We start from the raw sequence: 17,691 nt of genomic DNA on the forward strand, positions 1-17,691 counted from the left end.
TGCCGCTCCTATTCGGTGAGCTCGGGGCCCTCGCCAGGCACGTATGCCTCGGCGCCCTCGACGCGGTTGATTTGAATGGTTCCAAAGATCTCGTCCTGGCTTAGCGTAAGCGAGCCGCGCTTGGCAAGCTCTAGCATGGCCAGGAAGGTGACAACGAGCTGCTCGGTGGTGGCGTCGCCGTCCAGCAGCTCGCGGAAGGTGCAGGCTTGGTGTGCCATGGTAAAGCGGTCGACCGAGGCCACCGTCAGGTCGAGCGGCACGCGATGCGGTGCCACGTGCTCGGCCTCCAGCAGGAAGGTCTGGCGTTTGCCATCCAGGTCGGCGCAGATGACGGCGAGGCCGCGCAGGGTAATGCCGGCCAGATAGTCGGGCATAAGGCCTAGGAACTCGGGGTCGGGGCCGGCCACGCGCGTATGCATGCGGCTCTCGGCCTGCATACGCGCGCCAAGGGCTGCCGCCGCGCCCTTAAACTGCTTGTAGGCGATCAGACGCTGGATCAGGACCTCGCGCAGGGCGTCGCCGTCGAGCGCACTGAGCTCCTCGAGCTCATCGTCATCCTCGTCATCGTCGTCTGTCTTGCGCGGGGCCTCCTGGGGCACCAGCGAGGCGGCCTTGATGTCCAAAAGGGTTGCCGCGACCAGCAAAAAGTCGCTCGCCACGTCCAGGTCCAGCGCCTCGATGCGCTCGGCCTCGGCCAGGTATTGCTCGGCCACCTCGCTGATCGAGATGGCTGCGATATCAACTTTTTGGCGGGTTACCAGCTGCAGCAGCAGGTCGAACGGTCCGCTGTAGACCTGCGTCGACACGCGATACGACATCTTCGACCTCCTTTGACGGCGCCTTCGCGGCGCGGTTTGGGTGCATGTTGCGACCGTTTTGCACGGTCGACCTGTAAGTTTACCTTAGATGCCGGCGATTGCGAAGTTGAGCAGCCACTCGGCCAGCGGATACACGGTAACGTCGAAATACCGTCCAATCACGTCGATGCCGGTCCACATAGGCAACAGGTACAGCACCAGGATGAGGATGGGCATGGCGTATTGCTGCAGGCGGTAGTAGTTAGAGAGCGCTTTGCCTTTGAGGAACGGCACGATGATCGACGAGCCGTCGAGTGGCGGAATCGGAATGAGGTTAAAGAACGCGAGCGACAGGTTGACCACAATAAAGGTGGCACCGAAGTTCATGATTTGGGAAGCCACAGCAAAGGACATGCTGGTGTAGAGGTTGCCGTATGTCGCGTGCATGAGAGCGGCCGCAAGGCATGCCAGCGCAATGTTCGATGCGGGGCCGGCCACGCTCACCAGGACCTCGTCGCGCTTGGGGTGCTTGAGGTTGTTGAGATAGACGGGCACGGGCTTGGCGAAGGCGAACACCGGGCCGCCGGCGGCGAGCATCAGCAGCGGCAAGAGAATGGTGCCAAACGGGTCGATGTGGTTGAGCGGGTTGAGCGAGACGCGGCCGCGCGAACGGGCCGTCTTATCGCCGAGTGCCCAGGCCGCGGCGGCGTGCGCGCTCTCGTGGATCACGATGCCCACGATGACGGCGGCGGCGCTGGCGAGCAGGTTCATGAGGTAGCTGCTGGACATGTCACTCCCCTAGCGGACGCGGCGCGAGGCGCGCGTAAGCAGGTAGTCGGCCACAAACAGGATGACGGCCACGATGGCGTAATCCAAGCGGAAGACACCGCCAAAGGGCGAGGTGATAACGCCGTAGCCGGCGATGGCGCTCGGCAGGGCGCGCGAAAGCTCAACGACAAAGCCCACGATCTGCAGCTTGGCGGTGAGGCCGCTGAAGCACAGCAGCACGGTCATCGCGCTCATAAATATGCCGCAGATGCGACAAGCGATGGCTATGATGCTCATCGCCACGGCGGTGGCTTTACGAGAGTTCACGCGCGGTCTCCTCTTCGATCTGGGTGGAAAGCTCCAGCCATTCGTCCTCGAGCTTGGGCAGCTCTTGCTTAAGGCCGTTATATTCCCCCAGCGCGGCGTTGAACTTGTCCTGATCGGCATAAAGCTCTTCGCTTGCCATCAATTCCATAAGCTCGTCATAGCGGGCACGCTTTTTGTCCAGCTCTGTCTCGATCTTCTTGAGCTGGTTGCGCACGCCCTTGAGCTTTTTGTTGAGCGCGGCACGGGCCTGGGCCTCGGCGCGCTTTTGCTCCTTGGTCTTTTTGCCCTCGGCAGGCTTGGGAGCCGCGGCTGGGCTGCTGGCCTGGGCGGCGTTGGCTTTGGTGGACTTGGCCGCGGCAGGTGCGCTCTCCCCTGCTGCCTCGGCGGCGGCGCGGGCAGCGAGGTCCTCGCGTTTGAAGAGGTAGTAGTCGTAGTCGCCATCGTAGACCGTGACCTTGCCGTCGCGGATGTCGATGATGCGGTTGGCCACAGCGCGCACCAAGTGCTCGTCGTGGCTGATCAGCACAATGGTACCGGGGAAGTTTTGCAGAGCGTTCTCGAGCATGTCCACCGAGTCGATGTCCAAGTGGTTGGTGGGCTCGTCTAGGCACAGGAGCGCCTCGGGCGCCACGAGCATCTTGGCGAGCGCCAGGCGCGCCTTTTCGCCGCCGGAGAGGACTCGAACCTGCTTCTCGATGGAATCGTTGTCGCTAAACAGGAAGGCGCCCAGCAGGCTGCGCTGCTGCGGTACGGTCCACTTGGGCGTGACAGTGTCGATCTCTTGCAGGACGGTATTGGACTCGGTCATGCCCTCGAGCGCGTGCTGGGCGTAATAGGCAACGCCCACGTTGGTGCCCAGGTCGCGCGTGCCGGTAGTGGGCGGCTCCAGGCCGGCGATGATCTTCATGAGGGTGGACTTGCCGGCGCCGTTGGGGCCGACGAGCGCCACGTGCTCGCCGCGGTAGAGTTTGAGGTCGATGTCGCTGTAGATGTGCTTGTCGCCGTAGGACTTGGAGACGCCCTCCAGGCTCACGACCATATCGCCGGAGCGCGGCGGGTCGGGGAACTTAAAGTCGATGTGCTTGTGGCCCTCGGGCAGGATGACGAGCTCCTTTTTGATCTGCTCGATCTTGCGGATGCGCTCCTGCGCCTGGGCGGCCTTGGTGGGCTTGTAGCGGAACTTGTCGACGAAGACCTGCATGTGGGCGATGTCGCGCTCCTGCGCGGCACGCTTGGCGCGCATCTGCTCCAGATTATCCTCGCGCTGCTTGAGGTAGCTGCTGTAGTTGCCGGTGTAGGTGGTCACGCGGCGGTTCTCGAGCGCGGCGACGTGGTCGACGCAGGCGTCCATGAAGGCGCGGTCGTGACTGACGATGAGTACGGCGCCGTCGTAGTTAGCGATAAAGCCGCGCAGCCACTGGACGCTTTCGAGGTCCAAGTGGTTGGTGGGCTCGTCGAGCAGCAGCAGGTCGGGATGGCGCAGGAAGAGCTTTGCCAGCGCGATGCGCATCTGCCAGCCGCCCGAGAACTCGGAGCACGGGCGCTCAAAGTCGGTGACCTTAAAGCCCAGACCGGACAGGATCTTGCGGGCGTTGCTCTCGAGTTCATAGCCGCCCAGGTGCTCAAAGCGGTCCTGGACCTGGCCGTACTCGTTCAGGAGTGCGTCGACGTCCTTGCCCTGCTCGGAGAGCTCGGTGATCTGGGCCTGCAGCTCGTTGGCGCGCTTGCCCATGCGGCGGATTTCCTTGGCGGCGGCCATGACCTCGGCGAGGATGGTGGTGTCCTTTTGCTCCAGGTTGGTTTCCTGCTCTAGGTAGCCCACCTGGCAGTCCTTGGCGTACTGGACCTGGCCGGCGTCGGGGCTGTCGATGCCCATGATGATCTTGAGCATGGTGGTTTTGCCGGCGCCGTTGGGTCCCACGAGCGCAAAGCGCTCGCCGGGGTTGATCTGGAAGGACGCGCCGCTAAAGAGGACGCGCGCGCCGAAGCTTTTTTCGATCTTGTCGACCAGAAGGATCATGGTGCCGCCTTTGACCTTGTGTGCCTATATGAAAAAAGGCCCCAACTTGCGTTGGAGCCTCATTCAATGCTCGGGTGGAGACGAGGGGGATCGAACCCCTGACCTCTTGACTGCCAGTCAAGCGCTCTCCCAGCTGAGCTACGCCCCCGTGCGAAGAAGTACTATACGGGAACTCGGACGGCGATGCAAGGACAATTTTGGAAAAACTTTCGCGGGCGCCGGCGCGCACGTGCGGGTGCGCGGGCCATCTCAGGGCCGAGGGGCGCGCGATGCCCGCGGGGGCAGCGGCCCACGCACGGTCCGTGCGCCGGCCGACTTGGCGCGCGGAACACGACTCTCCCCGTGCAACAGGGTTTTCCGTGCACCGCCAGTCCCATTATCGGGTCTTATTGCGAAGCGCCCCTCCCCTGCGCTTCAGAACCATGCCGGTTTACTACGATGAATCAGGAATGTCCGACCACACACGCCTTTTGGCGTAACCGGCAGGCTTCCTACCTGCGGTTTTGCAAACGGAGAACACACGGTGCTCAGGGGTCGCCGATCCGTCGTAGTAAACCGGCATGGTTTTGAAATGGCATCAGGTTGATTTCACAGTTAAATGTGTTGGAGCACTGAATTAATGGCCTTAACTTTTTCTAAAACACGTCTTTTCTGCGATGCGCCTAGATTAGCTGTTGTTTAGCATCGGATTTGATCTTGCGTTGTGCGACTTGCTCGTGCATGGTAGTATTTCACGACGTGAAGCGAAGAAATTTGGCCTGAGTTGCCTTTGTTAGAATTGCATTCACCGTTCATAAGGGCTCTTGGCGCAACGGTTAGCGCAGGGGACTCATAATCCCTGGGTTCTGGGTTCGAATCCCGGAGGGCCCACCAGAGTATTTCGAGGCCGGGCATTACGCCCGGCCTCTTTGTTATTGGGCTGCAGACTAGCTTTGTCATCCAGAGACGTAAAGTTATCAACATTCATATTCGTAATTAGCAATGGGTATGTCGCCAAGATGCTACCCAGCCAATACATGGCGTAAATCGATAAATATGAAAAAAGGCCCCAACTTGCGTTGGAGCCTCATTCAATGCTCGGGTGGAGACGAGGGGGATTGAACCCCTGACCTCTTGACTGCCAGTCAAGCGCTCTCCCAGCTGAGCTACGCCCCCGTGCGAAGAAGTACTATACGGGAACTCGGACGGCGATGCAAGGACATTTTTGGAAAATTTCGCAGTCGCGGCGCGGGCCGCCATCCGCCCAACGGCCGTCTTGCCGGCGCCAGGCCCATTACCGGGGCCAATCGCGCTCCCGCCGACCCGGCGATTTCAAAACTATGCCGGTTTACGGGGCCAGGCCGGGAACCCCCGAGCATGCCGTAATCGGTAAAATCAAAACCGCAGGTAGACGGCTTGCGTATTCCGTGAAATGCAGGGTATGGACGGCCAGTCCGGGTCCAGCCCCGTAATCCGGCATAGTTTTGAAATGACATTATTTCACTAACAGGCAAACTAGGTAGTTCTAGCGCCTTGTCGCCGACTAATTTCCGATTTCCAACCAGTTGCACAAAACATTTGCTCGCAGTCTCGTCTCGGCGCACTTCATTGCCTCAGTTTTGGCTTTATAGCGAATCCCTAAACGGTCGCAGACACTTCTGACTATGGTGTCTAGCAGCTTTGAATCGTTGAGCATATCGTGAGTCACCAGGAATACATCGAATCCCATGCTCTGCAACGCAGTCATGCGCTCCGCATCGTGGTCAAGTATTGCACCTGAGCCATGAATGACCTCACCTTGGATCTCGATAATAACTGCCTTCATTAGGATTGGGTTTACGATCACGATGTCGCCGTAGCAGACCTTTTGGCCTGCGATGCTTTGGGCTGCCACGGATAGAGGGGTTAAATCGTTGAGGTACACGTATCTGAATCCTGAACCACCTAGACGTCGAGAACGACTTAGAAGCAGTACCCCCGCGACCTCGAGCGGAGACGCAGCAATGCCGATAACCTGCTGAGCGGCATCATAAAACTGCTTTCCCCACATTTGACTTTTGACCTTGTCGGCGAATCGATGTAGATCGCTTAGCTCGATGAGCGGCTTTCTCATCCAAAGAGAAGTGCCTTTGAGTTTCGTAACCTCTCTTCCATCCTCACGCTTGTTCGTTTGGTCTTCTTTATCTGTGGCCTTTACGGTTGCGCGGGCGTAAACTCGTTTCCAAGGAACCTCGTCTTCGCCTTCTCCAAGTTCGAACAGATCCTGCGTGCTGGAATTGCGATTCTCCTCTACCGCCATTTTTAACTGCATTTCGGCAGCGGGAGCAAGCTCGAAAACGGAAAAGCAACCGCAAAGTTCGTACATAGCCAGTACGAGATCTATTTGGGACACAAAGCGTGTCATAGTAAATAATGTGTTAAGCGGATTGGTAACACTAAAGCCTAAATTAGTGTCGATTGTTGTGCTGACATCCGATGTCCCTTCCCAGCGAATAGTGGAGCGCAATCCCGAGTGGTGATTGCAATAACCTGGCGAAGCAACAGCGATAATCGGGGTCTTGAGGACGTCGGTTACGAATGGGGCTTGGGATAGAGCTCGCCAGCCTTCTTCGGAGTTGGGTAGGCGCGGGTAGAGGTCGCGCACCTGCGGTGGGCAGCGCCAATAGCGGAATGCGGTGTTTGCGCAGACGATTTCGTCCATTTGCGCCTCCCTTGGTATCGGCCGTAGGCCATGCGGTTGTGGTCGTGGACGATTATCTACTGGGGCATCATGCGGGTAAGTACCGGAAGCTGACCAAACGCTGACCAAAAAATGGATGGGATGTGTTGAAAGGTTGTCACGAGGCGTGAATGTGCTGGTACGAGCTGTGAGCCAGTGGTCTTTTTCTCCACAATTGCGTATGAATCATGCAAAGAATTCATTGAAAGATCGCGTGAACTATTTTCAAAATGTTCGACGACGTCACTCTATAGTTGGTCAACGAACGAAAATAATATTCAATATGTAGGAACTATGAAGGGTTTGCGATCAATAAAAAATAGGACCCCATGCTAATAAAAATCGAAAATTTGGTGTCACTTTTGGTGTCACCCTTGGTATCAAATAGAAAAAGGCCAGAGGCTTAACACCTCTGACCTGCGCTTTTGATGGTGGGCGATACAAGATTCGAACTTGTGACCCCATCCGTGTGAAGGATATGCTCTACCCCTGAGCCAATCGCCCGTCGCCTTTCGGCAAAAGAGATACTATCATAGCCGCGCCTGGTTTACCAAGAACTTTTTGCCCCCGATTTTAAATTCGTGGATGCTAGCTAAGCCAAAGCAACCAAAGCAATAGGTAAAACAGCAGCTTAACCACCATTTACCGCTTTATCCACGAGGTCTCGGGGCGACAGATTAGTCGCGCATTGTTGTATGCCATGTCGAGCGTGAGGCAGGTGCGCGCGGCGTAGAAACCGTCCTCGCGCTGGATGGTCAGCGCCAGTTCGGGCTTGTCGCCGGTTAGGCACAGCGGCAGCAGCAGTTGGATCCGACCGCCGTAGAACTGCGGCACGGCGAGCGTGTAGTTGGCGGCGGCGCGGCGGGCGGCCTCGACGACGGCGCCCTCAAAGGCACGGCGCAGCAGCAGCGAGTTGCCCTCCCCCATCAGGCTAGCGGGAATACGCGTAAGGTTCTCCTCATCGCCCAGAATGTGGTCGATGTTGGAGCGGATGGGCAAGCGGTAGTCAAAGACCAGCTCGGAGGGGTCCTCGGCAAAGCGCACGCGGCACGGCAGGTACTCAAACGAGACCAGCATGGGGTCGCTCTCCTTAAAGAAGCCCTTCAAAAACCAGCGCTGGCGCGCGTCGGGCTTGGTGTTGGGCTCAAACAGGCCGTAGATGGTCTCGTAGCGACGCGTGTACAGGCCGGTGTTGAACAGGCATTGGTCGTTGTCGAACACCAAAGGCAGGTTGGACGGCGCGGTCTGGTCCACGTCGCGCTCGGTCAGGAACACCGCACGGCTAAACGAAAACGACAGGTAGTTTTTGAGGATGCGGTTGCCGGGACCCCAGTCCTCGGGGTCGGCGAGGTCGGCCAGGCGTTCGTAGCAGGGCTCGGGGCAAAACGCGAAGTCGTACACATTGCTGCACAGGGTGCTGGGGATTTCCATGTGGCGTCCATTCCATTTCATAGCTGGCGTGCGGATGCTTAGATTCTATACGCGCGACGCAATGCCGGGGAGCACATCACAGTGGCAACAGGAGTCGTACTCAAGAACGATCGGTTGCCAGACGAGGTCTTCGATGCTGCAGTGTAAGGTTTTTGCGAGCGCCAATGCCGAGGATACCGAGGCACGGCGCAGGTCCAGTTGGTTTTGCTCGTAGAGCTGTATGGCACGGATTTTGACTCCCGATTGGGCGGCCAGCTGCTTTTGGGTCAGGCCGGCTGCCTTTCGTGCTGCCTTGAGGCCCTTTTTGCCTGCCTGGGCTTTGTTCCATTTATCAATGACTATCTGGGCGAATTTAACTTCGGAGGCCTCGTGAAGCGGATGGTACGAGCCGATAACCCAATCGAGTGGCGCCACTTCAAAAAGGTCGCTAAAACCTAGGCCGCACGTCCATTGCGTGTATGCCAAAACCCAACCTGCTCAGTATTGCGGGGAACGGTCGAACGGATAGGCCTCCCTGAATTCGACGGGCTTCAGACCCGCGTGGACAATGATCTCGCGCACAAGCTCATCGCCCGACATGCCGCAGACAACGCGTGGGATACCGCGCTCAAACTGTTTCATCTCAAAAGCGTTTGACAAGATCGCCGTCAGTTCGGTCGGAGTCAGTCCCTGGTCGCAGAGGGCAAAATCGACTGCCTCGCCCAGCGTTCTCATAGCGTCCTCGAGATAAACTTCACTGTAGGCGCGGGTCATTTTCGGTCATCCCCTCTCGAACGATGTCTACGATACAGATCTCGCCGGTCTGACACTTTTGATGCTGCAGGCTCTTCGGTGTTTGAATCCTTTCATAATTCTTCTGTTCTTAGAGCTGCGTCGATCAGGTCGGCGACGTTGCAGGTGTGGTCCACGCGAGAGAATGCAGAGGCTATATCGGCGAGCGTAACCATGGCGAGATTTTACCGCCGATTGCATGGGAAGTAATCGCCGCGCGTTAATATAACCTTAATCGAGGGGTCGTATACGGAAGTGCGGGAAAACAGAGATCAGCCGACTAAACCCCGGATTTACGCTTCTGCGACCGACGGTATTGTTGCCAAAAATCGGGTTGTGCTCAGCCGCCCCTATTTTCCCCGAATTTCGGAAAACGGGAGTTTCGACAGCCAGTTGTGGCCTAAGAAGCGATGCTATTAACGAGGGAAGCGCCAACAGCGTGACAATTCAGACGATGTCGTCGGCATGGGTGAGTGGTGTCGACAGTAATTTTGGTAATCAACTTACTGGGCATTTAACAATAGAACGTCAGGAAATCATCGCCGAAGGCTTTGGTCCGACTTTTTGCTGTTCGGCGAGCTCAAAGATAAACGGGGCGTTTTATCAATAAATTCTGTCAAGAAATTGAGGTCATCAGTAGTAAATCCTTCGACGTTGAACCTTCTAACCGCAGGCAGATGGTTCAACGTGGTAAACACCAAAATCAACCGGGCGTTCGACAGCTACGCGAACGGCTCCGTCCTCTCGTGTCTCTGAGTAGGCAAACTGAATGCCATAATCAAGTTGAACGTAACCCCCAAGTATGGTTGCCTGATCTATGAACATGAGTAGAGCCCATCGGTCCGCACGCTGCCTTAAATAAAAAGCACCCGTCTCCAGACCGACGAAATCCGCGAGCTTTATCTTTCCGGAGAAGCCGCTCCCCTCATGCTTTCCCGCATAGGTCTCAGAGTCGTACTAGAACGAAATGTTATACAGTCCGCCGCTCTATATCTTCCTGACTGGCCCGTTTTCCAGCATCTAACTCAGCACCCCCTTATGGCTTTTCCGATTGTCACCGTTTAAGTAGAAGCAGCAGACACCTTGTTTCAAGTCTGACGCGATGAGCGTTTTGGGCCAGAATGTATGACAATCTAGTTAGAAGACCTGCCACTCTCCATAAGCATCGGATGAGCGGATACAATCCCTTAAAGGAAGGAAAGAGCCAAGTTTTCCCTGCTCAGTTGCAGTATGTACTATGCCAATGACCTGACCCAAGTCATTAAACACTGGCCCACCACTCATTCCATGCTGAAATGAGCAATTCGTATAACAAAGTGTGCCCTCTTCGCTTGGATCTCCGACTCTGAGCAAATCCCCACTGTGCAATTCAAGGCTGAATCTAGATTCGGAAAAATGCTGTTGATAAGCGGAGATCTTATCCCCCTTTACGGGCAAATCCATGACTGCTGGAAGCTTGGGGATCTTCTTTAAGATTTCTTGAGGAACTTCTCGTAGTATTACAGCATCGCGCTTGTTGTCTTGAACGATCGATTTGCTAAATTTAAATTTAGCAAGCGGGGTCTTATCTGAGCTGGATACTTTTATTTCCCTTCTTTCCATGTCATGAGAAACGGCATCGCATATCACGTGCCACGCCGTCACAAGGCCGTAGCCGGTTAAGTAAAACCCTAAACCCTCAAACGGGGTTTCTTTGTCATCCTCTCCTTCTAGATACAGAAGCGAGTCTTGCTGAAGTGCGACTGGGAAAACAGGCGTATCTTCTGGTTTCGTTTTATTGTAGAGGCTGCCTAAACGCAGGAGCGGTCCCGATGTCCAGGGATTCTTAATAAGAGACTTATAAAAATTTAGACTTCCTCGAAGAGCCGCTTGAAATATCCCTCTCTCTGCGTCGGTGAGTTTAGCGATGGATTTACCGTAATAGCAGCCCATCGCGCCTTCAATGTCGCTATTGCTTAGTCGGTGGAGCGTTGAGCGGAGTCGCCGATATTGCTCGCGCTTTATATTTGTCTTTTGGTTACAGACAACGCCCGTGACTAGCTGTCTTGAGAAACTGCAACTGTAAAACGATTTATCTTCGTTGATCTCAAATGACTCGGTTCCATGGAAGTCAGTGATCGCGTTTCGTATTTTGTTGGGCAACCTGAGCTTTTCCTCTGAGCAAAAGTGTCGATAAAAATAAAAAGAGCTTTTAAAAGAGAACGTTAGGTCATCGGCATATCGCGTGTATTGATAATGATACTCATGCGATAGATGCATAAGCTGTTTGTCCATGCCAAGGCAAATCATGTTCGAAATTAAAGGGGATGAGGGAGCTCCCTGAGGGAGCCCTTTTGGTGTGGCGACAAGTCTAGAAATGCAGAATGCAACTTCAGGGGTGAGACCTAACTTCTTCGAAACAAGAAGGCCATATACCCGTTTAGATGAGATTGAAGGAAAGAAATCCTTAATATCAATGCCAGCAATTACTTGTGAGCCAATATGGGTCTCAGCATTTGTTTGTATTGATCGACCCTTTACAAAACCGTGCACACAAGGCAAAGGGTTGTAGCTTTTTTCTAGCTCTTTAGCGATAATTCGTTGAACCTTTTTTAAATCAGATCTTGGGATTAATAGCTCTCGATAGCCGCCATTTCTTTTAGGAATCAATTTATTTCTGTATAGGTCATACATGGAGGATGAATTGACAAAGAAATCAAGCTTTTCTATAGACAGGCCAAGAAACCCTGCCAGATCTGTCTTCGACTGCAGCTCGTTGAGCATCAGATTTTCCTTAAAGTTGATAGCCGGTTCCTCCGTAGAGTCGTACTTAATAGACACGTAGCAGAATATAATGTGCAAACAACACATATCCGATTGCGATGCGCAAACGCTAATTCGAACCGGCTATGAAGTGTATTTTACCAGTCATCCATTTGATGCAAATTCAAAATTAGGTAACTGTGTCAAATCAGGAACCCTGAATACAGGAATGACCCCTAAGGCCGAAGGTGCCTTCTGCATTGATAATTGAACATCGTTCGCAACTAATAGACGGTCGATGCATTTTGAGCTAATGAAGCGAGGCGAGGCACCTCTTCACCGGTCTTCTACAGATAGTTCAAGAAGAGGGAGTGGAACTCAAGACCCGGCGGCGGAATCAATACGCATGCAATCATGGGCGGGATCGCGCTCAACGCGGTCAAAGTCGACATATGCAAGGTCGACATACAGCGGCTCCCTGGGGCGGATCGCAGGTAAAAATAATTCACCGGGGACTAAGCTCAATATTGGCGGTACCATTTCACGGTACTTGGTGGTGCCTAAGCTAGAAAATTCAAAAAGTGTTTCAGCAATAATATGCTGCACCTAGAAACACTATTCCCGGAAAAAGCAGTGTAAAGGTAGCAGTAATCCAGTTGTTGTCGCCGGTTTTGAGAAGAGCTAAAGTTGTCGCGGTGGCAGTCTTGGGCTTGGACGACGTGGCCACCGTGGCCTGGTCGTTGTGATTGTCTTGGGCGCTGCGTTCGTGGGCTTCGCTACGAGGTCCGTCAACTACCAAGCACCGGGCTGCCCTGCAACATGACCGGCACCGCCAGCAGGCTAGCCCGCCCTGCCACCCACGCGCCGCATCCATCGGTCTCCACACAGCCGGTGGCGTGGCCACAACGGGTCCAATCACCACATACGCGGCCACGGCCCCCGGCAGCATCTACCCACCTCAGCACCAAAGACCCCGCCGGAAGGCACCACAAACCGCGCAGACACAAGCGAGCCGCCCGTGCGCGCAACGCTGCCATCGGCACCGGTCGTATCCAGCCACGAGGCATCGACGGTGCAACGTCCAACGCGAACGCCTGTGAAACGTTATCATGCACTGGGGGCTCGTCGCCGTCAGGGTCCCGGTACCGCGAAGTGCCTGGTTGCCCCACACTTCCATGTCGCATAGCGTGATGACCGCATCGGTCGCATGCGACTATATCACGGAGTTTTGCCCGGTAAACGTCAGCACCATGTCGCCATCTGCGCCGATGGCCTCAGCCACGTAGCCGTTAAACTCCAGGTGGTCAGCATCGGTCCAGGCCCATCCGGGGCCCGACACGCTCGGCACGTAGTATGCTTCCGGCAGGAAAAACGCGAATTACCCTCAGCTGCACAGGTTAAGTCGATACCGCTTGTAAATCAAGACGCCTTCAACCTAAGCAGTTGAAGGCGTCATCTTCGCGAGCATTATTTATATTGCATTGGTCGTGCTCTGCAACCAAGATCTTCGCGGTAGTCGTTCTTTTGATTTCATTGGTCGCGCCTTACGAACAAAAACTGAGTAAAGCATACAGACGAATGGAATGAGTAGCAAGGCATGCCTAATTGCCATTCATCAGCTTGCATGAGCATTTCAAAATTAAACCGCCTATGCAGCGAGCATGGGAACATAGGAGTCTTGATCGACGCCCCAAATGATTGGAGTAAGTCCGTAGTTTTTGCAAGCTTCGATAGACTCGGGGGAGACAACACCATCTTTAGTGTTGGTGGAGTTGAGAAAAACGACTCCTTCGCAATCGTTGCGTGCCGACTTAATGTCTTCCCATCCAAATAATGCATTTTGAATGCCTTGCTTACCAGGATTATTTACCGTTTTAATAAGGCGCATGGGTCTTCTCTTGTTTTTACCAATTGCATAGTCAAATTTAAACGAAAGTCCGGATCGGCCCTGGAAAGACGGGCCAGGAACATAAGGGATTTCATTATCAAGCAGCCAATTGCCGACATCTTCAGTGAAGAGGTTTCTCACACTGCTTTGAGATAACAAGAACATATCATCAACAGAGGCCATAGCCTGAAGAAGCATATTCATCTTCATAGGAAGGTCAGATCCGGAAGCCGTTATACACAGTTCGCCTTTTTCTTCCTTTACCGAAAAGCCAGAAAGAATCGAATTGAGCTTATCGATTCGCTGTCCTTTCATGGTGAATCCAGACAATTCAAGATCATTGATGGTTTCACCAAGATCAGAAATGACATAGCCGCCTGCTGGGTCATCACCCAGATAAACCCGCATGCAATCGTTGTTTCGATTGAGCATGGGGGTGGAGATGCAGACGCCATTACCTTGCTGGACCGGGACCATATTTGCCTCTACGAACTTGGCGTATGCGCTGATAAAGCCTCGAGCCTGATCTACGTTCATCTCACACCCCCAGAGATAGCTCTACTTTAAGCTTGTCTGTAATATTACAAGTTTCCTGAAATGACCAAAAGAGTGATGCAAAATCGTCGTTCAGAGGTTTCAGAATATTTTGACCTGGGATGCCACAAGCCCATTTGGCGCCGTATCCGTCTATATCAAAATGGACATGAGTACCAAGGACCAGCGATCCGTCTGGATTTCTGTGACGAAGGACCTCGGGATTATCACTATAATCAAGACGAATTAATGGACGATCCGATACGCGTGTCTGCATGGTGCTTTTTCTGTCAGCGGAAAGTCCAAGGATTAAGGAAGAACTTCTTTTATTCTCTGTAAGATCAAGATAAAACTTAAGGGCTTTATTCTCGTTAGCAACGAGTTCGATTAGCGTTTTACCTCCAGGCGTAGGCCATTGTTTGCGATATTGCATATCACGCACATCTTTGGCCATCAAGATGTATTCGCGAGCAGTTGGATTCAAGTCGTTCCAGCTGAAGATATTCACAGCAGTTCCAATCCTTATGGCTATTGCCCAGTAATCTCATCCTATGATAGATGCTCGCTGGGACAGATATTCGAAAATGTAGCGGAAGCGTTTCCCGCAGGGGCTTTCTTCGTTATGTGTGTATCACTTTGGCATAACAAAAGGTATCGATGCGCCGGCAGTTGCAAGGCTTGAACCCAGGAGTAAAAATTTCTCGGTCCCAAGAGCCTGCCCTCATTCGGGAACTGAACTAAATCCATCCCAAGCCAAACGATGCTTTGGTAGAAATTATATCATCATGAGCCTCGTGAATATCGTAGCGAGGTAGCACGCGTGAGATGGTGAATGATATGTCGGCAAGCGCAATCATGGCCAATTTTAACTAACTGACTGCATGAGATACAATCGCCGACTGTTGGTTGGCCTCTAATGGAGACAATTCCGGAAGTGCGGGATAAAACCGAGATCTGCTGACCAGCCCACGGTTTTACGCTTTCGCGACCTGTGGTTTTGTTGATAAATAGCGGGTTACGGTCGACAGGTTCTGCTTTCCCCGCACTTCCGAAAAATTAGTGTTTCAGCAGCGGCGTACGGCGACGAGCAGCACTGTCCCCAGCAGCAAAAGCGCCACGGACGCGGCGATCCAGCAGTTCTCGCCGGTCTTGGGGAGCGTGGCGGTTGTCGTGGTAGCCGTCTTGGGCTTAGTGGTCTTGGCGACCGTGGTCTTGGTTGCTGTCGTTTTTGTCTTGGTTGTCGCGGCCGCGGGTTTCAGTGCGGGATTTGCCGTGGGCCCTGTGGTGGGCTCTCCGGCAGCGGGGGTAGCATTGGCGGGAGACTTGTCCGTGCTATCACCCGGTACCTCGCCCCCATCGGTCTCCCCCGTTGACGGCGTGGCCACATCGGGCTCAACTACCACATGCGGTGCTACCGCACCGGAGGCATCCACCACGCTGCTAGCACCAAAAGCCCCACCGGCAGGCGTCACAAACCGTGCGGACACAAGCGACCCGCCCGTGCACGCAACGCCGCCGTCGGCACCGACCGCATCAAGCCACGAGGCATCGACGGAAAGCCGACAGCCGGCCGTACCAACGCCAAGGCCCGCATCCTGCAGATACACGCCGTAGGCGCGCACGCCCGCTCCGGTCCCGGCGCCCGCGGCAACGACGCGCCCGCCGCCGCGCACGGCTATGTCGCCTGCGATCACGCCGGCGACCGCCTCGTCCGTAATATCGGCCCCGTCCGCCCGGGCATCGACAGTGCAGCCGTCCACCACGAGTGCCTGCGATACGTGGATCCCGCACTGCGAGCCCGTCGCCATCAGGGTCCCTGAGCCGCGAAGCGTCAGGTTGCCCCACACCTCCATGCCGCACAGCGTGATGTCTGCATCGGGCGCATGCGACTCCGTCACGGAGTTTTGCCCGGCAAGCGTCAGCACCAGGTCGCCCTCGGCGCCGATGGCCTCGCCCGCGTAGCCGTTAAGCTCCAGGTGGTCGGCATCGGTCCAGGCCCAGCCTGGGCCTGACACGCCCGGCTCGTAGTACGTCGCGCCCGCGATGATGAGGCTCTCCGCGCCCGCGGCATAAGAAGGCCCGCCCAGCAAAACGCATAGGCAGGCCATGGCAGCGATCGCAATGTGATGACGGCTGGCGTGGGACTCGGCAGCAAACATACCCGCTCCGATCTTCGAAGGAGCCAATAGAATGTGCACCAGAAAATGCCCTGGTAGCAGCAAGTATTAGTCTAGCGAGATCAATGCGGGGGCAAAGAAAAAGGCTCTGTTAGACCGGAATTGACACGACCGGCCGCTCCCTTGCCCTCAAGTTGATCTATCGCGGCCGTTGGGGCGAGCCGGTGCCATCCTCGTCGGCCTTCTCGGCGGGCGCGAGCCTTACGTCGAACGGCATGCCGCCCTCGCGTATCACGGCGCGGAGGAACACGTTCACGGCCCCCGACATCGAGAGCCCCAGCTCGTCGAGGACGGCCACGGCCTCCCTCTTGACCTCCGGGTCGATTCTGATGGTGGTCGCGGGCACGCTCGACGTCATGGTGGCTCCTCCTGCCTTCCTGCTCGTACGCCGCCATTCTATCGGACTATGCCGCCCGCGTGCCCCAGTAGTCCATGTACGGCGGCCGGACGTTGAACATGTCGCGGATGCGGGTCGAGCAGGTGCCGTTGGCGAGCTGACGTGCGACCGTGGACTCCGCGCTGCGGGAGTCGGCCGCCATGAAGGTGCGGCACCAGCGGAACCAGTCGAGGTAGGCGGCGAGGTGCTTGGTGGACACTCCCTTGAAGCGCGCCATGAATGAGTCGAGGAGCGAATGGACGGTGTTGATGCGGTTGATGGTGCCCCCCGAGCGGTCCTTGGAATCATAGGATTCATGCGAGGCGACCTTCAGGTCGCGCAGCACGTCGATGTATGCGGTCGCCTTGTCAGTGGCGACGACCGCGCCCGCGCCGATGCGGTCGCGGAGGGCCTCCGCCGCACGCTTGCGCGAGACAACGCCGCGGCCCGAGACCTCGAAGAAGGTGGCGTTCGTGTCGCTGATGCCCGTCATGACGCAGATCTGCTCGCGGGAGAGGCCGCGCCTGTGGACCTGCTTGCCGCGGTGGCGAGCCTTTCTCGGCAGGGTGAAGGAGCCCTTTGAATGGTTGCCCTTGAAGGACTCGGGGAAGTACGTCTCGTCGAGTTCGCAGGCCTGCCCCTGCCCCACATGGAACGCGGGCGAGTATTCCTTCAGGCACTCGATGAGCCTGTGGCGCATGGTGTAGGCGGTCTTGAGGCAGACACCGCAGCGGCCGGCGCACTCGCGGAGAGGGAGCATGAGGACGAAGCACTCGGCATAGGCCATCCAGGTCTCGCGGGGCAGCTTGCTCGTGCCGAGGATCCGGTCGGTGGAGCCTGAAAACGTCCTGCCGCAGTCGCGGCAGAGGTAGCGCTGCCCGCCGTTCCCGGACCTGCCCTTCTTGACGATAGCGACCGAACCGCAACGTGGGCAGCGCCGGATTTCGTAGCCAGCTCCCGCCGCGTCGTCGAACATGGCGGCGCGGATGACGTCGCGCACCGACTCGATTGCGCGGCGGCGCTCGGACTTGCTGAGCCGGGATAGGCCCATCTTCAGGCTGATGACAAGATCGTCGGCGTCCATGGTTCCTCCTTCAACGTTAATGAAGGATAGCCCGTCGCGGTGACATCGGATTTATGTCACTCCTGGTCTAACAGAGCC

At 55.8% G+C, this 17,691-nt stretch carries 15 protein-coding genes and 4 tRNA genes; 1 reads left to right on the plus strand and 18 read right to left on the minus strand.

What is annotated here, in order from left to right; all coding sequences use genetic code 11:
• Window positions 1-8: 8 nt before the first annotated feature.
• The 5 genes from AQ996_RS00710 to AQ996_RS00730 form a co-directional block, all read right to left on the minus strand.
• On the minus strand, window positions 9-818 hold the full coding sequence (locus AQ996_RS00710) for a segregation and condensation protein A (protein WP_055250163.1): 810 nt from the start codon (window positions 816-818) through the stop codon (window positions 9-11).
• A gap of 84 nt (window positions 819-902) precedes the next feature.
• Window positions 903-1,586: a site-2 protease family protein gene (locus AQ996_RS00715; RefSeq protein WP_055250166.1), complete on the minus strand. Its 684-nt coding sequence runs from the start codon at window positions 1,584-1,586 to the stop codon at window positions 903-905.
• 9 nt (window positions 1,587-1,595) lie between these two features.
• Window positions 1,596-1,892 carry a hypothetical protein gene (locus tag AQ996_RS00720; protein ID WP_055250169.1) on the minus strand — a complete coding sequence of 99 codons (297 nt, stop codon included), beginning with the start codon at window positions 1,890-1,892 and terminating at the stop codon, window positions 1,596-1,598.
• On the minus strand, window positions 1,879-3,912 hold the full coding sequence (locus AQ996_RS00725; protein WP_055250171.1) for an ABC-F family ATP-binding cassette domain-containing protein: 2,034 nt from the start codon (window positions 3,910-3,912) through the stop codon (window positions 1,879-1,881). The genes AQ996_RS00720 and AQ996_RS00725 overlap by 14 nt, the downstream gene beginning before the upstream one ends.
• Window positions 3,913-3,987: 75 nt before the next feature.
• A tRNA-Ala gene (locus AQ996_RS00730) sits at window positions 3,988-4,060 on the minus strand.
• 649 nt (window positions 4,061-4,709) lie between these two features.
• Between AQ996_RS00730 and AQ996_RS00735 the strand changes: the two genes are divergently transcribed.
• Window positions 4,710-4,785: transfer RNA gene (locus AQ996_RS00735), tRNA-Ile, on the plus strand.
• Window positions 4,786-4,994: 209 nt separating this feature from the next.
• Here AQ996_RS00735 and AQ996_RS00740 read toward each other — a convergent pair.
• The 13 genes from AQ996_RS00740 to AQ996_RS00790 all read right to left on the minus strand — a co-directional run bounded on the left by AQ996_RS00740 (window position 4,995) and on the right by AQ996_RS00790 (window position 17,613).
• A tRNA-Ala gene (locus AQ996_RS00740) sits at window positions 4,995-5,067 on the minus strand.
• A gap of 367 nt (window positions 5,068-5,434) precedes the next feature.
• Window positions 5,435-6,592 (minus strand): putative endonuclease domain-containing protein, encoded by a 1,158-nt coding sequence (locus tag AQ996_RS00745; protein ID WP_055250173.1) that lies wholly within the window; start codon window positions 6,590-6,592, stop codon window positions 5,435-5,437.
• Between the two features lie 447 nt (window positions 6,593-7,039).
• A tRNA-Val gene (locus tag AQ996_RS00750) sits at window positions 7,040-7,114 on the minus strand.
• A 138-nt stretch (window positions 7,115-7,252) separates the two neighbouring features.
• Window positions 7,253-8,041: a DUF3825 domain-containing protein gene (locus tag AQ996_RS09525; protein WP_070097101.1), complete on the minus strand. Its 789-nt coding sequence runs from the start codon at window positions 8,039-8,041 to the stop codon at window positions 7,253-7,255.
• Window positions 8,042-8,086: 45 nt separating this feature from the next.
• On the minus strand, window positions 8,087-8,506 hold the full coding sequence (locus AQ996_RS09575; RefSeq protein ID WP_082435457.1) for a helix-turn-helix domain-containing protein: 420 nt from the start codon (window positions 8,504-8,506) through the stop codon (window positions 8,087-8,089).
• Window positions 8,507-8,518: 12 nt separating this feature from the next.
• Window positions 8,519-8,794 (minus strand): hypothetical protein, encoded by a 276-nt coding sequence (locus AQ996_RS09580; protein ID WP_055250177.1) that lies wholly within the window; start codon window positions 8,792-8,794, stop codon window positions 8,519-8,521.
• 1,155 nt (window positions 8,795-9,949) lie between these two features.
• Window positions 9,950-11,575 (minus strand): reverse transcriptase domain-containing protein, encoded by a 1,626-nt coding sequence (locus AQ996_RS00770; protein ID WP_055250178.1) that lies wholly within the window; start codon window positions 11,573-11,575, stop codon window positions 9,950-9,952.
• 1,192 nt (window positions 11,576-12,767) lie between these two features.
• Window positions 12,768-12,902, minus strand: coding sequence for a hypothetical protein (locus AQ996_RS10180; RefSeq protein WP_262348760.1), 135 nt, complete (start codon window positions 12,900-12,902; stop codon window positions 12,768-12,770).
• Window positions 12,903-13,202: 300 nt separating this feature from the next.
• Window positions 13,203-13,979, minus strand: a complete 777-nt coding sequence (locus tag AQ996_RS00775; RefSeq protein ID WP_055250181.1) for a DUF1828 domain-containing protein — start codon at window positions 13,977-13,979, stop codon at window positions 13,203-13,205.
• A gap of 1 nt (window position 13,980) precedes the next feature.
• On the minus strand, window positions 13,981-14,484 hold the full coding sequence (locus AQ996_RS09710) for a DUF6978 family protein (protein WP_124786174.1): 504 nt from the start codon (window positions 14,482-14,484) through the stop codon (window positions 13,981-13,983).
• Between the two features lie 556 nt (window positions 14,485-15,040).
• Entirely contained in the window at window positions 15,041-16,135 is a 1,095-nt protein-coding gene (locus AQ996_RS00780) for a hypothetical protein (protein WP_055250183.1), read from the minus strand.
• Window positions 16,136-16,292: 157 nt separating this feature from the next.
• The gene (locus AQ996_RS00785; RefSeq protein WP_055250185.1) at window positions 16,293-16,511 is read right to left on the minus strand and encodes a type II toxin-antitoxin system RelB/DinJ family antitoxin; all 219 of its coding nucleotides are present in this window, start codon (window positions 16,509-16,511) and stop codon (window positions 16,293-16,295) included.
• A gap of 46 nt (window positions 16,512-16,557) precedes the next feature.
• Window positions 16,558-17,613 carry an IS1595 family transposase gene (locus AQ996_RS00790; RefSeq protein WP_216594980.1) on the minus strand — a complete coding sequence of 352 codons (1,056 nt, stop codon included), beginning with the start codon at window positions 17,611-17,613 and terminating at the stop codon, window positions 16,558-16,560.
• Between the last annotated feature and the right edge of the window lie 78 nt (window positions 17,614-17,691).

It is taken from the genome of Collinsella aerofaciens, from assembly GCF_001404695.1.
GTDB classification, from domain to species: domain Bacteria; phylum Actinomycetota; class Coriobacteriia; order Coriobacteriales; family Coriobacteriaceae; genus Collinsella; species Collinsella aerofaciens_E.

Excerpts from the sequence above, each read along its gene's own strand:
- AQ996_RS00710 (WP_055250163.1), bottom strand. The coding sequence starts at position 818 with ATGTCGTATCGCGTGTCGACGCAGGTCTACAGCGGACCGTTCGACCTG.
- AQ996_RS00715 (WP_055250166.1), bottom strand. The coding sequence starts at position 1,586 with ATGTCCAGCAGCTACCTCATGAACCTGCTCGCCAGCGCCGCCGCCGTC.
- AQ996_RS00725 (WP_055250171.1), bottom strand. The coding sequence starts at position 3,912 with ATGATCCTTCTGGTCGACAAGATCGAAAAAAGCTTCGGCGCGCGCGTC.
- AQ996_RS00745 (WP_055250173.1), bottom strand. The coding sequence starts at position 6,592 with ATGGACGAAATCGTCTGCGCAAACACCGCATTCCGCTATTGGCGCTGC.
- AQ996_RS09525 (WP_070097101.1), bottom strand. The coding sequence starts at position 8,041 with ATGGAAATCCCCAGCACCCTGTGCAGCAATGTGTACGACTTCGCGTTT.
- AQ996_RS09580 (WP_055250177.1), bottom strand. The coding sequence starts at position 8,794 with ATGACCCGCGCCTACAGTGAAGTTTATCTCGAGGACGCTATGAGAACG.
- AQ996_RS00770 (WP_055250178.1), bottom strand. The coding sequence starts at position 11,575 with ATGCTCAACGAGCTGCAGTCGAAGACAGATCTGGCAGGGTTTCTTGGC.
- AQ996_RS00775 (WP_055250181.1), bottom strand. The coding sequence starts at position 13,979 with ATGAACGTAGATCAGGCTCGAGGCTTTATCAGCGCATACGCCAAGTTC.
- AQ996_RS00780 (WP_055250183.1), bottom strand. The coding sequence starts at position 16,135 with ATGTTTGCTGCCGAGTCCCACGCCAGCCGTCATCACATTGCGATCGCT.
- AQ996_RS00785 (WP_055250185.1), bottom strand. The coding sequence starts at position 16,511 with ATGACGTCGAGCGTGCCCGCGACCACCATCAGAATCGACCCGGAGGTC.
- AQ996_RS00790 (WP_216594980.1), bottom strand. The coding sequence starts at position 17,613 with ATGGACGCCGACGATCTTGTCATCAGCCTGAAGATGGGCCTATCCCGG.